Origin of the sequence: Lewinella cohaerens DSM 23179 (assembly GCF_000379805.1) — a bacterium.
Classification (GTDB): Bacteria; Bacteroidota; Bacteroidia; order Chitinophagales; family Saprospiraceae; genus Lewinella; species Lewinella cohaerens.
This window is the reverse complement of sequence record NZ_KB903531.1, coordinates 365,167-382,472: the sequence shown is the minus strand read 5'-3', so window position 1 is coordinate 382,472 and position 17,306 is coordinate 365,167. Positions and strand designations below refer to the sequence as shown.

Annotated in this window: 14 protein-coding genes; 3 read left to right on the top strand and 11 right to left on the bottom strand. The window is 44.7% G+C overall.

Features of this window, described 5'->3' with window-relative positions; translation table 11 throughout:
* Window positions 1-386: 386 nt before the first annotated feature.
* Complete coding sequence (locus tag A3EU_RS0101430; RefSeq protein ID WP_020534335.1) at window positions 387-1,097, bottom strand: FadR/GntR family transcriptional regulator; 711 nt, start codon at window positions 1,095-1,097, stop codon at window positions 387-389.
* Between the two features lie 362 nt (window positions 1,098-1,459).
* The gene (locus A3EU_RS0101425) at window positions 1,460-2,950 is read right to left on the bottom strand and encodes a S10 family peptidase (RefSeq protein ID WP_020534334.1); all 1,491 of its coding nucleotides are present in this window, start codon (window positions 2,948-2,950) and stop codon (window positions 1,460-1,462) included.
* Window positions 2,951-3,149: 199 nt separating this feature from the next.
* On the opposite strand from A3EU_RS0101425, the gene A3EU_RS0101420 reads away from it, so the two are divergent.
* Window positions 3,150-3,626, top strand: coding sequence for a nucleoside deaminase (locus A3EU_RS0101420; RefSeq protein ID WP_020534333.1), 477 nt, complete (start codon window positions 3,150-3,152; stop codon window positions 3,624-3,626).
* 4 nt (window positions 3,627-3,630) lie between these two features.
* On the opposite strand, the gene A3EU_RS0101415 is transcribed toward A3EU_RS0101420, so the two are convergent.
* The 6 genes from A3EU_RS0101415 to A3EU_RS29000 all read right to left on the bottom strand — a co-directional run bounded on the left by A3EU_RS0101415 (window position 3,631) and on the right by A3EU_RS29000 (window position 10,539).
* Window positions 3,631-4,770, bottom strand: coding sequence for an LOG family protein (locus A3EU_RS0101415; protein WP_020534332.1), 1,140 nt, complete (start codon window positions 4,768-4,770; stop codon window positions 3,631-3,633).
* Entirely contained in the window at window positions 4,767-5,363 is a 597-nt protein-coding gene (gene coaE, locus A3EU_RS0101410; protein WP_020534331.1) for a dephospho-CoA kinase, read from the bottom strand. Before coaE ends, A3EU_RS0101415 begins: the two co-directional genes overlap by 4 nt.
* A gap of 34 nt (window positions 5,364-5,397) precedes the next feature.
* The gene (locus tag A3EU_RS0101405; protein ID WP_020534330.1) at window positions 5,398-6,039 is read right to left on the bottom strand and encodes a response regulator transcription factor; all 642 of its coding nucleotides are present in this window, start codon (window positions 6,037-6,039) and stop codon (window positions 5,398-5,400) included.
* Between the two features lie 160 nt (window positions 6,040-6,199).
* Entirely contained in the window at window positions 6,200-6,790 is a 591-nt protein-coding gene (locus tag A3EU_RS0101400; protein ID WP_020534329.1) for a class I SAM-dependent methyltransferase, read from the bottom strand.
* A gap of 33 nt (window positions 6,791-6,823) precedes the next feature.
* Window positions 6,824-9,142 carry a TonB-dependent receptor gene (locus A3EU_RS0101395; RefSeq protein WP_052331274.1) on the bottom strand — a complete coding sequence of 773 codons (2,319 nt, stop codon included), beginning with the start codon at window positions 9,140-9,142 and terminating at the stop codon, window positions 6,824-6,826.
* A 335-nt stretch (window positions 9,143-9,477) separates the two neighbouring features.
* Window positions 9,478-10,539 carry an SMP-30/gluconolactonase/LRE family protein gene (locus A3EU_RS29000; RefSeq protein ID WP_020534326.1) on the bottom strand — a complete coding sequence of 354 codons (1,062 nt, stop codon included), beginning with the start codon at window positions 10,537-10,539 and terminating at the stop codon, window positions 9,478-9,480.
* A gap of 241 nt (window positions 10,540-10,780) precedes the next feature.
* Here A3EU_RS29000 and A3EU_RS0101380 point away from each other — a divergent pair, with 241 nt between their 5' ends.
* On the top strand, window positions 10,781-12,103 hold the full coding sequence (locus A3EU_RS0101380; RefSeq protein ID WP_020534325.1) for a serine hydrolase domain-containing protein: 1,323 nt from the start codon (window positions 10,781-10,783) through the stop codon (window positions 12,101-12,103).
* Here A3EU_RS0101380 and A3EU_RS0101375 read toward each other — a convergent pair.
* The 3 genes from A3EU_RS0101375 to yihA all read right to left on the bottom strand — a co-directional run bounded on the left by A3EU_RS0101375 (window position 12,100) and on the right by yihA (window position 15,673).
* Window positions 12,100-13,002, bottom strand: coding sequence for an aminotransferase class IV (locus A3EU_RS0101375; RefSeq protein WP_020534324.1), 903 nt, complete (start codon window positions 13,000-13,002; stop codon window positions 12,100-12,102). The genes A3EU_RS0101380 and A3EU_RS0101375 overlap by 4 nt on opposite strands.
* A gap of 248 nt (window positions 13,003-13,250) precedes the next feature.
* Window positions 13,251-14,996 carry a 1-acyl-sn-glycerol-3-phosphate acyltransferase gene (locus A3EU_RS0101370; RefSeq protein ID WP_020534323.1) on the bottom strand — a complete coding sequence of 582 codons (1,746 nt, stop codon included), beginning with the start codon at window positions 14,994-14,996 and terminating at the stop codon, window positions 13,251-13,253.
* Complete coding sequence (yihA, locus tag A3EU_RS0101365) at window positions 14,993-15,673, bottom strand: ribosome biogenesis GTP-binding protein YihA/YsxC (protein ID WP_020534322.1); 681 nt, start codon at window positions 15,671-15,673, stop codon at window positions 14,993-14,995. The genes A3EU_RS0101370 and yihA overlap by 4 nt, the downstream gene beginning before the upstream one ends.
* A 230-nt stretch (window positions 15,674-15,903) precedes the next feature.
* On the opposite strand from yihA, the gene A3EU_RS0101360 reads away from it, so the two are divergent.
* On the top strand, window positions 15,904-17,181 hold the full coding sequence (locus A3EU_RS0101360; RefSeq protein WP_020534321.1) for a T9SS type A sorting domain-containing protein: 1,278 nt from the start codon (window positions 15,904-15,906) through the stop codon (window positions 17,179-17,181).
* Window positions 17,182-17,306 lie beyond the last annotated feature (125 nt).

Genomic DNA, 17,306 nt, shown 5'->3' with positions numbered 1-17,306 from the left:
TATCCACTGAAGTGCTCTTCAATCCGCTGTTTCAGAATTTTCATTTCTGATGTAATGAAGCAGTACCTGGTGGCCTTCTAATGCAAATTTTGCTTGACCTTTTTCTTTACCTTTCAATTAAATACCTGGATCTTAAACAGCAGAAAATTTGGCCAACCATCAATTGGTCGACCAATTTAGAGTGAAGAATTTGAACTACCAAATTTTTTGACGATTTTCTACTTTTAATAAAGTACCGGTCGCGGAGCAAAAGTTGAAAAAATCATGACTTTGAGCGTAGCAGTCAATTTAGGATCGGTCACTAGGAGACCATTCTTTATGCTGCTTTACTGCAATTCAGGCTTGAATGTATTTGTGGTGATTTAACTTCAGAAACAAGCTCTAATTTATCCTAGAATGTTCTTCGACTTGCTGAAGGCTGAAACTTCCTGAAGATGCGCTCGCATAGCTTCGGCAGCAGCCTCGCTATCTTTATTAATGATATGTTCCAGAATCTGCTCGTGCTGGTGGTAGGCTTTCAATTCTGATTGATCATCGCATACCTTATATTGGATAAAGTTATTGACGATGTCGGGGGTAATAATCAGCATTAGTGATTTTAAAACCGCGTTCTTACTGGCTTCTGCAATTTTTAGATGGAAGAGTAAGTCTTCTTCTACCGCTAATGCACCAGAACGAATTGTTTTTTCGTAAGCAACTAATGCTTTCTTCAGCTCAATGATATCTTCCTGTGTTCTGCGCTCCGCAGCGATTTTCGCAGCGCTTACCTCCAGAATAACCCTGGTTTCAACCAAGGAAGCGAAATCACTTTTTTCTAGTTTCAAAACATCAGTGATAAGCCCTTCTAGTGCTGTGATCCCCATACCTGCTACTACGGTGCCACTCTGGGGCAGCGTTTTAAGAATACCGTAGAACTCAAGTTTTTGGATAGCTTCGCGAACGTTTGATCGACTTACACCTAGTTTCTCTGCAAGCTTTCGCTCTGCAGGTAAACGATCCCCAGAGGCAAGCTGTCCTGACGTGATTAATGCACGAATTTGCTTGATAATCTTATCAACAGGGGTTTCAACACGGATTTCACTGAAATTTTCAAGCATAAGAGATTATAGTTTTTAAACCAGGATTATTGGTTGACCAATTGGCTAGTCAACCCAAAATACGGTAATATTCCTTACTGGGGAATATTTTTTTGTAAAAAACGGTAAAATAGATATAAATATGGTGTGAGGCCAAAGAAGGGGGTGGGTAAAAACGGTTCTCGGAAAAGGTATTACTCTTTTGTGTTCGCTTTATTCACTTTGGGTGCTCACTTCGTTCGAGCTCATGGTTGCGAGACACTATCTATAGGTGCAAAAAAAATCGCGAGTGTAGTGAGCACACCCGCGATCGATTTATAGGAAAAGCTCCCCCGTGAGGCCCGATCTTAAGGACGAACACTACGCGAGGTAAAGCCAAGCACCTAATACTTCGCCGCCTCCCCATTTGGCATACTATCCAGAATAAAAGTTCGGAGGTGTTCATTTGCTGCTTGCAAATCCTCTAGTCGGAGATACATCATGTGACCACTACGATAACCCTGGAAACTTAGACGATCTTGTAGTTTGCCGCTAGGGTCTAGTTGCCACATCATGTATTTGGCTTTGAAATAGGTAGTAGCCCCATCATAGTACCCTGATTGAAACATGACGTTGAGGTAAGGGTTTTCGGCCATTGCTTTACGCAAATCATCGCGCACATTGTTCTTCTGGAAGTCCCAGGGGCGCACCGGGCCAAACATATTGTACTTCAAATCTGTCTTGAAGCCCAACTCTTCCCGTAGGTAATAATTGATGGCCGGAGTGAAAGAGTGTAACCACGAGGTTAGTTCTGCACTATAATCAGGTCTTTCCCCTGCTTCCCTGCGATCTAAGCCGAGGTAGCGTGAGTCGAGGCGACCGATAGTGTGGCCACTGTCGTTACGTAATAGTTCTTTCCAGAAGTATTGGGTGGGAACGTCCAGGTTGTGTTGCAAAATTACTTCGGCTGAGATGCCTGCATATTCCGCCATTTTGGTGGCAATAACCTCCTTTTCTTCTTGGGGTAAAAAACCGCCTCTCGCGAGTGCTGGCATCAGGGTGTTGATAGCAAAATCCTCTGAGGCAGGGAGGATGTCCAATAGGTCTTGCTGCTGCAATTGAGGAGACAATTGCTTGTGGTACCAGGCCGCTGCTGTGAAGTAAGGAAAATTAACGGCAGATGATACAGGGCTGTCCGAAGCTGATGCTTGATAATCTGCCGGGGAGACCATTATTACACCATTAAGATACATCCACTGTTTTTCCTGAAGGGCTAAGGCCAAGCCAGCTACCCGGGTGCCACCATAGCTTTCTCCAATAATGTACTTGGGTGATCGCCAACGCTCTTTGCGGGTCACAAAAGTGGTTAGCCACTCTGACAAGTAGTTGATGTCGGCATTTACACCGAAAAACTGCTCACGCTTAATTTCTTTACCACTCATGGGTATGGTCCGAGAGTAGCCAGTATTAACAGGGTTTACATAAACAATGTCTGCTATATCCAATACCGAATAGGGGTTCTCGTGAGTACCGTAGGGTTGTACGGGGTAACCTTCCTCGTCTATATTCAAGACCTGTGGCCCGGTGTAGGCAACATGCATCCATACAGAACCTGATCCAGGGCCGCCGTTGAAAGAGATGAGTAGGGGGCGTTCTCCACGGTCTGTCACTCCATTTCGTGTATAATAGGTATAATGCAATGTGGCAATGGGTTCCCCCATTTCATCCCAAACGGGTTGCATGCCGATGGTCGCGGTGTAGTCAATTTTTTGGCCCCGAATAGTTGTACTATGTTGAGTGACAACCATGGTGTCGATAGAAAGGTGGCGATGTTGTCCAAAAGCAACACCGTCAACTAGGAATAATCCTAGAACGAGTAAAAATGCATTTTTCATAACTAGTCTTGTATTGTGGTTAATTTACAATAGCATATTGAAGCTGAATTTTAGATAGCTTCATGTAATAGATGGAAGATAATGAGAGGAATTTGGAATAAGCAGCTTAAGGAAAGAGAAAATAATGAATGGCGTATTTAATGATTTAGGATTACTAATGTAAAGCGCTTATTTTGGGCTATAAACACGGAATAATAATATGAAATTAGATCATGCCTATTTTATGAGACAGGCAATCCAGCTGGCTGCGAAGGGAATGAACAGTAATGCAGGTGGACCATTTGGAGCTGTTATCGTTAAAAATAATGAGATCATTGCGCAAGGATATAACAAAGTTACATCTACCAATGACCCCACTGCGCATGCAGAAATGGTTGCCATCAGAGAAGCCTGTAAAAAGCTCAATACTTTTCAGCTGGATGATTGTGATATCTACACGTCTTGCGAACCCTGCCCAATGTGCTTAGGTGCTATTTACTGGGCTAGGCCACGAGCCGTTTATTATGCCTGCACAAAAGAAGATGCCGCCCGCATTGAGTTTGATGACCAATTTATTTATGATGAATTGGATATGAAGATCGAAGACAGAAAAATAAAATTTATTCCGCTCTTGAATGAAGAAGGCGTAAAGGTTTTTGAACAGTGGGACAGCAAAACAGATAAAACTGAATATTAAGTACTTAATCCTTCTCCACGGGCCCATGCTGCTGTAAAAAGGCTAAAACATCGGTAGGCTCATCGGTAAGATGTAGTAAGTCGTAGTACGTTTTACCATAAGCAAGTTGCCGCAAAAGTGGGTAAATCATCGTGTTAATTTCGTACCGTTCTCTGCCCAGAAAAACCATTGGACTGTAGTAATTGAAGGTCGCATAATGGTTTTGCGCAGCATCCATGAATATTTCCTGAGTAGTGCCTGCACTGCCAGGGGCGTAAACAATACCGTAGAGCGCTACTGCCAGCAAGGTGTCCTCCCTAATGCTGTTAGAAAAGTATTTGGCAATATGACTAGCGAAGAGGTTACTGGGTTCATGGCCATAAAACCAAGTGGGTATGGCGAGATTTTCTTGCCCATTAGGGTAAGCTTCTAACACGGCCACTGCGGTTTCGTGATATCCTTCATCGGAATAAAGCGGAGCCTCCTTTAGTAGATCAAGTGCCTTGTCAATTGCATTTGCAGGTTGGCCAGCAAGATAGGCGCCAAGGTTAGCAGCCTCCATAATGCCAGGCCCTCCTCCGGAAGCGATAAAGTAGCCGTGTTCGCCAAGTAATTTTGCGGTAGCTACCGTTTTACGATAGTAGGGATCTGTACGAAGTACGCCATGGCCTCCCATAAAAGCGACGCACCGCCGATTGGTCATGCCTTGTTTATCAAATTCCAGCAGCTGGCGCAGCGAATTGTCCATTGCGTGGTCGTGGATTCTTTGCCAGAGGGCCTCATTGATGGTAGGGTTATAACGACAAGTACTGAAGTGATTGTAAACCTCCAAGTCATGACTTTGCCCATTCGTTGTTTTACAAAGTTCTTTCCAGGTATATAACTGGGTACGGAAGGGGTCGTAAGGCAAATCTTCGGGGGCGTGATAGATATTGGCACCCTTTTGGCGGAGCTGCATTTCCTCCTCCATGCTCATCTGACAACCTAAAAAGAGGGTATTGTCGATTTTGAAATTTTCCCAGTCCAGATTTAGTGGTCTAAAGTCAAGAGCTTGCACGGTACAGTTGGCTAAAGAATGACCATTTTTCAGAAGTTCCTTGAAGGTACTGATCTGGTTAATGATCTGTTCTTGTGGGGCAATAAATTTAGGGCGATCAGCACTCATTCCTTGGACTTGCTTAGTTGTTGATGAATTTGATATACTTGTCGAATCAGCGAATGTTGACCATCATTGTGGATGACGAAATCAGCGAGGTCTACTTTCTTCTCTTCTGGCCATTGTTTATCGATGCGAGCCTTCACTTGCTCGGCGCTGAGGCCATCACGTTCGATCACACGTTGGATACGTAAATCCTCAGGAGCGGTTACGGTAATGACCTGGTCGAGGAGTTGGTCTATCCCACTTTCATAAAGAAGAGCTGCCTCCCGGAGGGTGTATGGCGTAGCTTGATGCTGTTCATCCCATTGGATACCATCCTCTTTGACGGCAGGATGGACGAGGCCATTGAGGATACTTAGTTGTTCCTTGTTATTGAAAACAATCTCAGCGAGGTAGGGGCGATTGAGTAACCCTTGCTCGTCATAGGTTTTTTCGCCAAAAGCATCTTTGAGGGCTGCTACGAGTTTTGGGTCGTTTTGCATCAGCCATTTGGCGCGGTCATCAGCATAGTAAACAGGAATACCTAAGGCTGCAAAAATACGGCAAGCTGTTGTTTTCCCACTTCCAATTCCTCCGGTAATACCAATCCGTTTTGTCATACGAGACGCTTCTTTGGGTGCAATTTACCACATATTAGCCCGTAACCAGGTTATTCTGTAACGCAAAAACCAATAATTCTGAGGAAGAGCGCAAGTTGAGCTTTTTGAGAATATTTTTACGGTGGGTATAAACGGTGTGTGTACTCAGGTGTAGCTCGGCGGCAATCTCTTTGGCCACTAATCCTTTAGCAATTAAACTGACGATTTCTATTTCTCGGGGACTCAGAATAGTAATGTCAGGACTAGCTTGTGAGGCAGACCTTTCAAGGAGGTAATCAAGTACTTTTGCACAAAAGAATTTTTCTTTACGAACTGCTGCTAGTAGGGCGTCTTCGACTTCCTCTTCATTACAGGCCTTGGTGATGAAGGTTTTTACACCACTTTCCAGAAGCCGTAAAATCTGATGCCTGCGATCATCATCAGTGATGATCAAAAGCTGAATATCTGGATAGTTCTTAATAACAGTGTGTACCGTATTTGCACTGAAATGAGGCGAATGATCGTAATCAATTACGAGGATATTGGGTTGTTGTATCTTCAGTTGACTAAACAGTTCTTCTTCACGGGTAGATTCAAACAATAGCACTAAGCCTTCGTTCTGACTGAGAAGGTGCTTGATGCCAGCCCTGGAGAGGAGCTGCGGATCGGCGATGGCTATAGTTGTACTTGCTTCCATAGGATAAGGCTGCTGCGCGAAGATAAGCGGGGAGCGTTGGTTAGCAAAATTTATTTAGACTTAATTCAAATAAGGAAACAGGAGACTCTTCTTTCTCCTGTTTCCTTCTGATGATTTTAGCAATGTCGTCTAAAACCGAAAGAACAATAGTTACAACTATCTAATTTTTCTTTAGTTCAATAAAAAGTTCATTCCCCAAGCGAGGAGCGATAGAGTAGGGGGTGATTTCTAACGATATTATCTCGAAAGATGGGGCAAATAATTTTCGATAGTCTTCGGCAACTCCACCGAAAGGAGGGCCAGGGAAAGAAAACTCTTTGGCAAATAAAACACCGGCCAATCGGCCTTGATCACCAAGTAGGTTAGCAGCTTGTGCTACATACTGTGGTCGTAGAGCGGGATCAATGGCGCAAAAGAAGGTTTGCTCAAGGAGGAGATCAAAAGGAACATCGATTTCGAGTTCAAAAAAATTGCCTACCAGAAGGTGTTCTTCAGGGAAATCAGTGGCCATCTGCCGGAGGTGATCAAAGGCGCTTGGGGCCCAATCGCAGACAAATACATGCTGATACCCTTGTTGGTGAAGATAGATGGCCTCATAAGCTCGGCCAGCTCCGGGAATTAAAATGCGGGATTGCTGATAATTGTTCTCGTTGAGATAGTGTATTAGCGGGGGAGAAGCCTGGCCAATATCCCAACCTGTTTGTTGGTCTTGCCATTGCTTCTCCCAATATTCCGCATCCAATTTTTTCATGTGAGTAGAGCTAAAAATAGTGCTTTCCAGGGCTTACCACTTGTAGGTAACTCCCAGACTTGGTAGAATCGGCAATTGATTTACCCGCCTGTTAGTAAGCCGGTCAACGTAAAATACATTGGCGCGATCATAGGCGTTGGTTACACTGATGATGGCTTCCAGCCCGCCGTAGCGACCAAAACTCCAGTTGCGTTTCAACGAAAAGTCTAAACGATGGAAATAAGAAAGCCGTCCGCCATTAAGGTCTTCGTCCAGTAAAATGTCAAGATTGTAATTGCCTGTTAGGAAGTTGACAAGCACCGGATTCTGAGAGGTAGCATTTTCATAGAAACCTTGCGTTTCTGTGAAAGGGAAGCCAGAACCAAGGTTCCAACGAACGCCTAATTCCCAGTTTCTTTTTTCACCTAAAAGATAGCTGGCTAAAAAGTTGGCATTATGACGGCGGTCGAAATTGGTAGGGTATTCCTGGAATCCATCATCGCGTCGTACGTGACCATAACTGTAGGTACTCCATAAGTACAGACGATTTCTTTCGTACTTCAGCGATAAATCTATCCCGTAGGCATAGCCTGTTTCTGTAGTGAAATCGGGGTCGGTAGCGCGAAGTTTGTTACGATTAATCGTAATGAGTTGGGTGAAGCCCTTGTAATAACCTTCGATATTGGTGGTGACATAATCACCGAGGTCCAACTCAAATCCTGCTACGCCATGAAAGGCTGTTTGCAAGCGATTATCGGTAGGTGTACGAGAATTAGGTTCGTATATAGTTTCTTCTGGCCCCGCTAGGAACCCTACAAAGAAATTGACAATATCCAGGTCGTTGACTGTACTGATTAGGTTTTGAGAATACAAGCCGGCAGCTCCTTTGAAACGCAGATATTCCGTAGCGTTCCACTTTAAGCCCAGGCGTGGTTCCGGAGAGGCTGTATTCTGAGAGGCATAGTATTGCATCCGGAAACCAGGTTCCAAAATCAAATTACCTATTTTCTGCTTATACTTCATGTAGGCCGACAACTCGGTAGTGAAATCAAGTTGTTTAAAGCGCACGCCGATGAGGTTGGTAAATTCAAAATTGGTGTTGAAACCATTGAATTCAATACCGTAATTCAATTGGCTGTTGCGGCCGAAATACGCGAAATTCAAAAGTGCATTGTAGGTGGTAATACCACTACTACGTGGTGCTCCGTCTGATTCTTGAAGACCAATATTGTAATCAGAATAGCTCAAGGTACCATTCATGATGATGTTACTATTGAGCGGAATCAAGATGAAGTTGGCACCGCCGCCACCATTGTCCCAAGTGAGGTCAGCTACATTGGGAACCTTGAAGCCATCGGTAAAATTGAACCCGAAAAGATCCAGTTTACTACCGTTACCTCCATTGATAGAGAGCTTGCCATAAACGTCGGTATAATTAAAAGGTAAGCCAATGTCTTCCGGGCGCAAATTCAGGGAGTCACCTGCATAAGCATAGTAATTCGTATCTACAGCGTATGCATACAATTGCTTAGAGGTCTGGTCGAGGTAAGAGTGTTTTGCAGTCAGCATGAAGCTGATGCTGTTACCTGTTTCAGGGTCAAGCTTTTTGATGGGGCCTTCAATCAGTGCTTTCGCCTGAAAAGGACTGGCGGAAACCAAACCACTCAAGTTGCGCTGATTGCCCGTTCGTGTCTTAATATCTACGACGGCAGATACACGGCCACCATATTCTGCATTAAAGCCTCCAGTAAGCACGTCTACACTACGTACTGTTTCTGTTTCAAAAACAGAGAAAAATCCAATCGAGTGAAAAGGATTGTAGATGGTTACCCCATCTAGCAAGATCTTGTTTTGCACCGGAGAACCACCACGAATATATACTTGCCCGCCTTGGTCACCAGAAGAAACAATACCGGGAATAACCGTGAGGTACTGCGCAATATCTGCCTCGCCGCCTGTGGAAGGTAAAGCCCTGATATCGTTTGCGGAAACAGTAATTTTAGATACCTGAGTGTCAGAGCGTGCCTGTTCCCGATCAGCAGAAACATTGACGGTAGAAAGGTTGACCGCTTCTGTGGAGAGATAAATCCTTACGTATTCAATGCCACTTTTAACTTCTACCTCTACCTCTTTGGTGCCAAAGCCAGTATAGGAAACCAGCAACTTGTAGGTGCCAGGCTCCAGGTTAGAAAAGGTAAAGAAACCATCAAGGTCGGTGGTCGTTCCACGGTCGGTGCCATCCATCATTACGGTACCGTAAATGATAGTTTCACCGCTTTCTTCATCAAAAACATTGCCTCGGATAATACCAGTTTGGGCAAAAGCCAGGAAAGAGAAAGCACAAAATAACAGGAGGGTAAATAACTTCTTCAAAATATCGTCTGTTTCAATCTGTTTCAATAAGTCAATCGGGGCAGTTAACCCATTATTTCGGGGGAACTGTTTTCAACGGCGCAAAGATAAAATGATTTCCCGCAATATGGTTGCTTGCTTGGTCGGGTGTCGGTCATTTATTAAATTGTAGGCCAACTTTGCAACGGAATGCTGATCTTCTGATTTGATTATTTTCGTTTTTCCCTCTTTTGGGCGTGCCCACTTTGTGGTCGCTACGTTGCGGGGCTCGTTATTCACTCGGCTAGCTCCTATCGTCGCTATCTCACCTCCCGCTGGTCGGTCACCCCTCCACATCGCTCACGCGGGGTATTCACCTATTGAAAGGTTTTCAAATAACCAATTCCTTCCCGCCCCAAGCTACCAAAATACAAATGCCCATTCCATTCTTGCACGCTACTGATTTGGGAAAACTTGCCATCGGGGTCTTGTATGTTGTAAATCACCTCTCCCTGGCTATTAATGCCTAATACACCTGCATGGGTAGCGGGAGCTGGTTGTAGCCAGTTAGGTAGGCGTGCGATAGCCTTACGCAGGAAAGGCCACTCCGACAAATCATCAATGAGTGAGTTGCGGGGGCTGATCATAGCCAGCCAGAAGATGCCATCGCTCCCACGGCTAATGCCATCGGGAAAGGCGGGTAGCCCCTGTATGAAAGTATCTACTGTTCCTCCTTTTTCTCCCTTTAAATAGTAGCGTAAGGTGCGGTAACTGCTGGTTTCATTGACGAGCACAAAGAAAGTGTCTGCCGCCAGTGCTATACCATTTGCAAAATAGAGCTTATCCAATAATAGGTCTAGCTCCTTGGTGAGAGGGTCATAGACGTATAGTTTCCCTACAGGAAGGTGTTCCAGAATATCCAGCTTATAAGATTCAATGGCCCAGCGATCAGAAGCATCTGAAAAATATACTTTTCCATCAGGCCCCACCTCCAGGTCATCGGTAAACCCAAATGGTTGTCCATCATAACTGTTGACTAACTCCTCGAGTTGCCCGTCTGTTGAATAACGAAGCAGCCCCTTACGGGCATCGGCAATATAGAGGTTGCCAGCTTGGTCAAAATCCAACCCTAGTGGCCGGCCACCAGTATTAACCAACTCCACAGGATCGGCGTCGGGGCTATCGTACCTTAATAACCTCCCATCCACTGCTGCGCCGTACACCCTGCCGCTGGAGTCAATAGCAATATCTTCACATTCCGGACAGCTCAAGTGGCGCACTTCTACAGCTTGTAGCAATGTGTTGGACGCAAAGTCGCCAGTATAACCTGGGTTGGGTGGCGCTGTCCATGTTTCTGGTTTGAGGGCAGTTGGCCAGAAAAGGAGATACAGGAATAGTACTGCAATGATACTAGAGGTGAGTGTTGCTAATTTTTTCATTATTAAGTATTTGTGTTGGTTTTTTTGCTAGTGGGCTGTTAAACGTAGCTTGGGCTTCAGCCCGAGTGTGAGTATTACGCTCGGGCTGAAGCCCAAGCTACGTTTAGTACGAACATTTAGAGCCAAAGACACCAAAGACACCAGGGGAGCAGGGTAGGGATTAAGATACAACCAATAAGTTAAACACACACCGAGGAAGAAACACATATTCTTTTATCTTTAGCTTAAATTTCATTCCTTTATGCAGTACCTCAAATGGTTCTTGATAGTTGTTGCCATCCTTTTAGTAGGTGGATATTGGTATGCTCATCCTTTACTAAAGGTAGGCGCGGGTTATGCGGCTAAGATGGCATGTTCTTGTCATTATATACAAGGCCGAAATTTGGAAAATATCAAGGCTGAAGACCTGAATTATTCTGCATTACCGCTGGTGAAATTGTCTCACAATCAGGAAAAGAAAGTCATCAAGGCTTCTTTCTTTGGCTTGATTTCTCAGCAAGCACAGTTTATTGAAGGAAGAGGGTGTGTGCTGATCGTTGATGAAGATCAGCCGATGCCAGCGGAGGTCCCTGCTTCTCCAATGGCTTCTATCGTGATGCCTTTGCCTACTTACGATACACTACCAGAAGGGCTAAACAAAGAAGCCCTGGAGCAAGCAGCACAGAATGCTTTTTTGCCCCTACCTGGTGGAGGTACTCGTGGCCTGGTCATACTACATGATGGACATCTGGTTCACGAAAAGTACGCTCCGGGTTTCACCAGAGATACACCTCTGTTAGGTTGGTCTATGACGAAAAGCATTACCAATGCACTGGTGGGGATATTGGTGAAAAATGGGGCTTTGAGTTTGCAGCAAGACCACCTTTTCCCTGAATGGGAAGGAGATGAGCGAGCCAATATCACCTTGGCAGACTTATTACACATGAATAGTGGTTTGGAATGGAATGAAGCTTACGGTGGTGTATCTGACGCTACAAAAATGTTGTATACGCAGTCTGATATGGCTGCGTATAGTCGTGCAAAACCAGCCGCATTTACACCAAATACCAACTGGGTATATTCGTCTGGTACGACCAACTTGCTGAGTGATCTTGTTCGCCAAACATTGGGGAATGATCAGGCCTATCACAATTTGGTACGGGATAGCCTTTTTAATACAATAGGTATGCATTCTGCACAAATGGAAACCGATCAATCTGGTACTTTTGTTGGCTCTAGCTACGGCTGGGCTACAGCTCGTGATTGGGCACGTTTTGGGCAGCTGTATTTACAGGACGGCCAATGGGATGGTTATCCCGTACTGCCAGCAGGCTGGGTGGACTTTTCACGAGAAGTTGCTGCTGGTTCTGAGGGCGTTTATGGCGCTCAGGTATGGTTGCCTGATCCCGAAGAGCTGAGTGATGTACCCAGCAATCTTTTTATGTTTCGAGGCTACCAGGATCAGCGGATTGCTATTATTCCTTCCCGCAAGGTTGTAATGGTGCGTTTGGGAATGAACGAGGACAAAACTTTCCCCTTAGCTAAGTTTATTGAGGAGGTTTTGGCGGCGCTGCCTCCTAACTAGAAGGCTGGAATTTTTACGCCTTCCACTTCGGTCAATGCCCGGAAATGAGCGGATATTTTTTCCAGTACCTGTTCTCCTGAGCGGTTAATGATTTTCCGACCATCGATGCTTTCTACGCGGGTTAGTTCCCCCATCGTACCGGTGGTAAACACTTCGTCGGCAGTATAAAATTCAGTAAGGGAAAGCCGTTTTTCAGCATGTGGAATATTGTTCTCCTTGCAGAGCCTAAGAATAGTTCTGCGCGTAATGCCAGGAAGACAATAGTCTGCATGAGGGGTATAAACGACTCCTCGGTGTATGCAAAAGACATTCACGCCATTGGCTTCAGCGATGTAGCCATCTGTATCCAGCATTAGGCCAGCATCAGCACCTGCATAGTTGGCCTCTATTTTAGCCAGGATATTATTCAATAGGTTGTTGTGGTGAATCTTGCTGTCAAGGTGCATAGGGGAATTTCGGCGCGTAGAACTGGTCGCCAATTTAATGGACGGAGGATACACAGGTGGTTTAAACTCTGCCAAAACAATCAGTGTGCAACCGTATTGATTGAGGCGAGGGTCCATCCCGGAGGTGATTTTTCGGCCTCGGGTGAGGGTGAGGCGAATATGCACACCATCACGCATCTGGTTGGCCTTTAGGGTTTGGAAAATTGCATCTGTTATAAAGTCATTATCGGGAATAGCTTTGAAATCCAAGGCATGAGCAGATAGTTGTAGCCGTTCAAGGTGCTGCTCTAGGTGGAAAATTCTGCCATCGTAAACCCTGATGCCCTCCCATACGGCATCACCTCCCTGAACAACACTATCGAAAACACTTACTTTGGCATCATCGCGGTGTACCAAAGCGCCGTCTACATAGACGATAAGATTTTCGTTCTTTGGATTGAGTTGTTGAAGCATTGTTTTCTTAATTATTTCAATTTGTTCTAAAACCTACGAATTCCTTATCTCCCTTTTTTCAAGTCGGAAATATTTGTGTAAAAGTTGGTTAAGTGTAAAGGTGTAAAAGTAGGATGTCATGGCCCTTTGGAGCCGCAGAGGTTTTTTATTGTTGAATATCAAGTTGTTTTTTTGGCTTATTTGAACAAATAACGATCAACCATCAACCATCTAACAAACAAACCATCCAACTCTTGCAGGCTTACATCCTAAAACCTCCCCTCCTGATTATACAATTCTTCTTCTAGAAGGAGCGCTTCTTCGCCGATATTTTTCCAGTCAATATAGCGCTCTAGTTCGTAGTTGTCGAGCCGGTTATGATAGAAGTAGAGGACCTTAAAACTGGCACTAACGATACGTTCTTTCTTGTCGTAGTAAAGAGGGTTGGAAACATGGAAATTCCCCAAGTGTTTGATACCATCTTGTAAAATGAAATCTACTGCCTCATGAATATCCGGCGAAAGCTTAACCTCTTCGAGTCGTTCCATGACTAGCAAACGGCTACGTAACTGGTTGATGACATCTCCGAGTGCTGCTTTAGGGAATACAAACTCTTCCGCAGGTAGGCGCAGTATGCCGTAGAGGTCTAGTTGTGGATTTTGGTGCTCTAACAACCGGAAGGCAGCAAAAGCAACGAGATGGCTGGTCAACACGATATTATCCTTGTGATAACGGTCGACAATGCGATCACCTAGCAAACTGGTGTACTCTGCTTCGCGTTGTAAGTCTTCATTGACTTCGCCTTTCGCATTCAGGAAATATTCTGAGACATCTACCTTGCGGCCGTGCTGGTCGTAGCTATTACCTTCTTCATCAACAGGGTTGCCCAAAACATCCATAGGTTGCCCAAAAGATAAGGTGATGTTGTTCCCTTTGGAGAACACTTTCCAGGCAAACTGGAGTACCCGAAACGGGCTGTAAGAGTTGTCTTTGGTTTTGAGGTATTGTTCTTTACCAATTTGGCGGAGATGCTGCTCAATAAGGAATTCGGCCTCCAAGACAAAATGGTAGCCCAAAACCAATGGCACAATAAAGACTTTTTCATCTCGGCCTTCCTGAAAGATAGTCCTTTGAGCTTCCACAGTCGTCCCTAGCAGACCTAGTTTTAGTTTGTCTTCCAGTTTGCCTGATCGGGAACGAGTACCACCAGGGAAGAACAAACTATTGATTCCTCGTTTGATGGATAGCATACTCATCGCCTTGAGGGTCTCCAGATAGATGCCATTTTTCTTGCGGCGATCTACCCGGTAAGCACCGAGGCGATTCATGAAATAAGCCGTATAACCAGTGTTGTATAGATTGAGGCCAGCGCCGTAGCTGAACGAAGGCAAGCCCATGTAGGTATCCATGGCATATCCGATCAAAATGGAGTCGAGGTTACTAAAGTGGGTAGGGACGACTACAACGGTACCTTGTTTGAAAAGCTTGCGTACTTTTTCTACTTCACCTTCTACAGCGAGTTTTTCAGTGAGCCGGTGTTCTCGACCCCACAATCCTCGCACAGAACGCAATGCTGCAGTATTGAGCAGACGCGTAAAAAAGAAGGTTAAAAAGCGGCGGGCGAAAAGGAATGTTTTAATCCTGAAAGTCCCCACAATTTCTTCGGCGTAGCGAAGAATAATCTGATGCAGATGTTCACGATTGATTTGATCAACTTCCTCGGGTTTATGATCCATCGCCAGGCGGACATGCCGGTGACTTAGCCGTCGCCAAAATTGCTTTTCTTTTGGAGGATCAACCTTCCACGGCTCTTCTTTGATCCGGATGCGCTCCTTGTAAATAGTTTTTGAGATGAGATCCCTGGTCTTGGAGGGGGACTGGCCCATTAGCCTTTCAAGGGTATATTTCTCAATTTCTTGAACAAAGGCACGGCGATCTTCACTGAGTCGGTAGATCGGCCAGTCTTCAATGTCATCGATGACAGGAGGTAGGATGGTATTGCTACGTTTTTTCATAGCTCAATGCGATCTAACGTTTCTTCAATGATCTTTAGAATTTCTTCCCGGCCTACTCTCGTATTAGCACTTGAAGGGATTCCGGGTGGGAGCTCCTCCCAATGTTCTAACAAGGCAGCAGTGATAGCCTCGATATTCGCTTCCAGTTCGTGGGGCTTGGTACGGTCAGTTTTGGTATAAACAATGATAAAAGGTACGCCAATCTCCCCAAGCCAGTTGATGAATTCAATGTCTACTTTTTGAGGGCCAATATTACCATCCAATAAGACAAAAACACATTGTACACTCAACCTTTTCTTAAAGTAAAAATCCATCATCAAGCGCCACTGCTTACGCAGCTTTTTGGAAACCCTGGCGTAACCATAACCCGGTAAATCCACTAGATACCAGCTATCATTGATGAGGTAATAATTTAGGTGTTGTGTTTTTCCGGGGACGTTGGAAATTCGCGCCAAATCTTTACGCTCAGTAAGCATATTGATAAGTGATGATTTTCCTACGTTTGAACGTCCTATGAAGGCAAATTCAGGCTTACCATCTTGTGGTGCCTGGCGTTGCTCAGGAAAACTTCCCTTAAATTCTATTTCGTGAATGACCATTTTTTCTTTTATGCTAGAGGAACAGCACGAAAAGAAAATGCGATTCTGTTTTTCATAATAGTTGAATAAACGATTCATTCTAAGTGCTTTAACTATTTGAAAAACCTAAAGAGAATCGCATTTTGTTTTCTGCGCAATATAAAGACAAACATAAGCAATTTCCCCGCAAGTGTAAAGCGCCGATTAAAGGCACATAGGAATTCCATGTTGTAAACAAAAAAACAATAACACTGTTGCTTGACAAATGGGATAAACTGAAAGGCTTAACTTTAGCAGATTTTTTAAATACACATAAATACAGAAATAGGATGAAGCCATTTTTACCAAATTTTTCTTGTTCGATTTTTAGCCCACAATCGATCAGGTTTTTATTTACACCACTACTCGTTTTGGGTGCAATAAGTTTTGCCAACGCACAAGCTTACCCTGGTTGTGATGATATTCGCTATCGCACAGATGTATTTACCGAAGTAGAATCAACCTTAGGCCTGTCTTACGGTTCTGGTACGACCATCGCAGGAAATGAACAGGAGCTTTTTCTGGATGTTTATGAGCCTGTTGGTGACGAGCAGGCGATTCGCCCGGTAATTATCCTTGCCTTCGGGGGGAGCTTTATCTCCGGCGAGCGAGGAGACCTGGCTGGCCTTTGTGAGTCTTATGCCCGGCGGGGTTTTGTAGCCGTGAGTATTGATTACCGCTTGTACGATCTTCCATTAATTCCATTCCCTACTTCTGATGAAATGCGGGATGTAGTGGTACGGTCAATCTCTGATTTCAAAGCTGCGATTCGATATATGAGAGAAGATGCCGCTACGAGCAACACCTTCCGGGTTGATCCTGATATGATATTTATAGGTGGTGTGTCTGCTGGCGGCATTGCTGCTGCGCATACTGCGGTATTGGACGAAACGGACGATATTGACGCAGATTTAGTAGCACTGATTGAAGCCAATGGTGGATTTACGGGTAATTCCAGCAACAATACAGAATACTCGCATGAAGTGCAGGGCTATATCAGTCTATCTGGTGCATTGAACGATGCTTCCTGGATGGATGAAAATGATCCTCCTTTTGCAAGTGTTCATGACGATATGGATATCGTTGTTCCTTACAACACTGGCTTTGCGAGCATCTTAGGCGTGCAAATCGTGTATTTAGAGGGGAGTCTTCAGCTTCAGCTAAAGGGAGATAGCCTTGATATCCCCAACCGTCTATTGACCATCGAGAATAGCTTTGATCACGTTAGTTATTTTGGTACTGCTGAAGAATATGCGGCTACAATCGATTTTACAACAGAATTTTTGCAGGACATTATGTGTGAGCAACTTGTTGGCACCAATGACCAGCCGGAAGCATTAAGCGGTATCCGCAATTTCCCAAATCCTGCTACTGATCGTATCCAGGTGATTAACCCTGAAGGGCTGGTACTCAATTTGAGCCTTTTCAACAGTATGGGCCAAAGGGTAATGCAGCGCCAAAATACGACTGAATTAATGATAGGGCAGCTAGCTGCGGGTATCTATTGGCTTCATGTAGAGGACGATGCCACACGGGCCAGTACAGTACAGAAGGTGATCATTAAGTAGCGTGACCAAATGTGTAAATGCATAAATGTATTTATACAAATGGTATCCTTTCCCAGCAGCGGCCTTGCTTTGCCAAGGCCGCTGCTGGGATCAATTTGATTCACTAATACGGACTGGAGGGCTTG

Bases quoted from the DNA above. Each gene is read 5' to 3' on its own strand.
- A3EU_RS0101425 (WP_020534334.1), bottom strand. From the start codon at position 2,950: ATGAAAAATGCATTTTTACTCGTTCTAGGATTATTCCTAGTTGACGGT.
- A3EU_RS0101405 (WP_020534330.1), bottom strand. From the start codon at position 6,039: ATGGAAGCAAGTACAACTATAGCCATCGCCGATCCGCAGCTCCTCTCC.
- A3EU_RS0101360 (WP_020534321.1), top strand. From the start codon at position 15,904: ATGAAGCCATTTTTACCAAATTTTTCTTGTTCGATTTTTAGCCCACAA.
- yihA (WP_020534322.1), bottom strand. From the start codon at position 15,673: ATGAATCGTTTATTCAACTATTATGAAAAACAGAATCGCATTTTCTTT.
- A3EU_RS0101370 (WP_020534323.1), bottom strand. From the start codon at position 14,996: ATGAAAAAACGTAGCAATACCATCCTACCTCCTGTCATCGATGACATT.
- A3EU_RS0101430 (WP_020534335.1), bottom strand. From the start codon at position 1,097: ATGCTTGAAAATTTCAGTGAAATCCGTGTTGAAACCCCTGTTGATAAG.
- A3EU_RS0101400 (WP_020534329.1), bottom strand. From the start codon at position 6,790: ATGAAAAAATTGGATGCGGAATATTGGGAGAAGCAATGGCAAGACCAA.
- A3EU_RS0101420 (WP_020534333.1), top strand. From the start codon at position 3,150: ATGAAATTAGATCATGCCTATTTTATGAGACAGGCAATCCAGCTGGCT.
- A3EU_RS29000 (WP_020534326.1), bottom strand. From the start codon at position 10,539: ATGAAAAAATTAGCAACACTCACCTCTAGTATCATTGCAGTACTATTC.
- A3EU_RS0101375 (WP_020534324.1), bottom strand. From the start codon at position 13,002: ATGCTTCAACAACTCAATCCAAAGAACGAAAATCTTATCGTCTATGTA.
- A3EU_RS0101380 (WP_020534325.1), top strand. From the start codon at position 10,781: ATGCAGTACCTCAAATGGTTCTTGATAGTTGTTGCCATCCTTTTAGTA.
- A3EU_RS0101415 (WP_020534332.1), bottom strand. From the start codon at position 4,770: ATGAGTGCTGATCGCCCTAAATTTATTGCCCCACAAGAACAGATCATT.
- coaE (WP_020534331.1), bottom strand. From the start codon at position 5,363: ATGACAAAACGGATTGGTATTACCGGAGGAATTGGAAGTGGGAAAACA.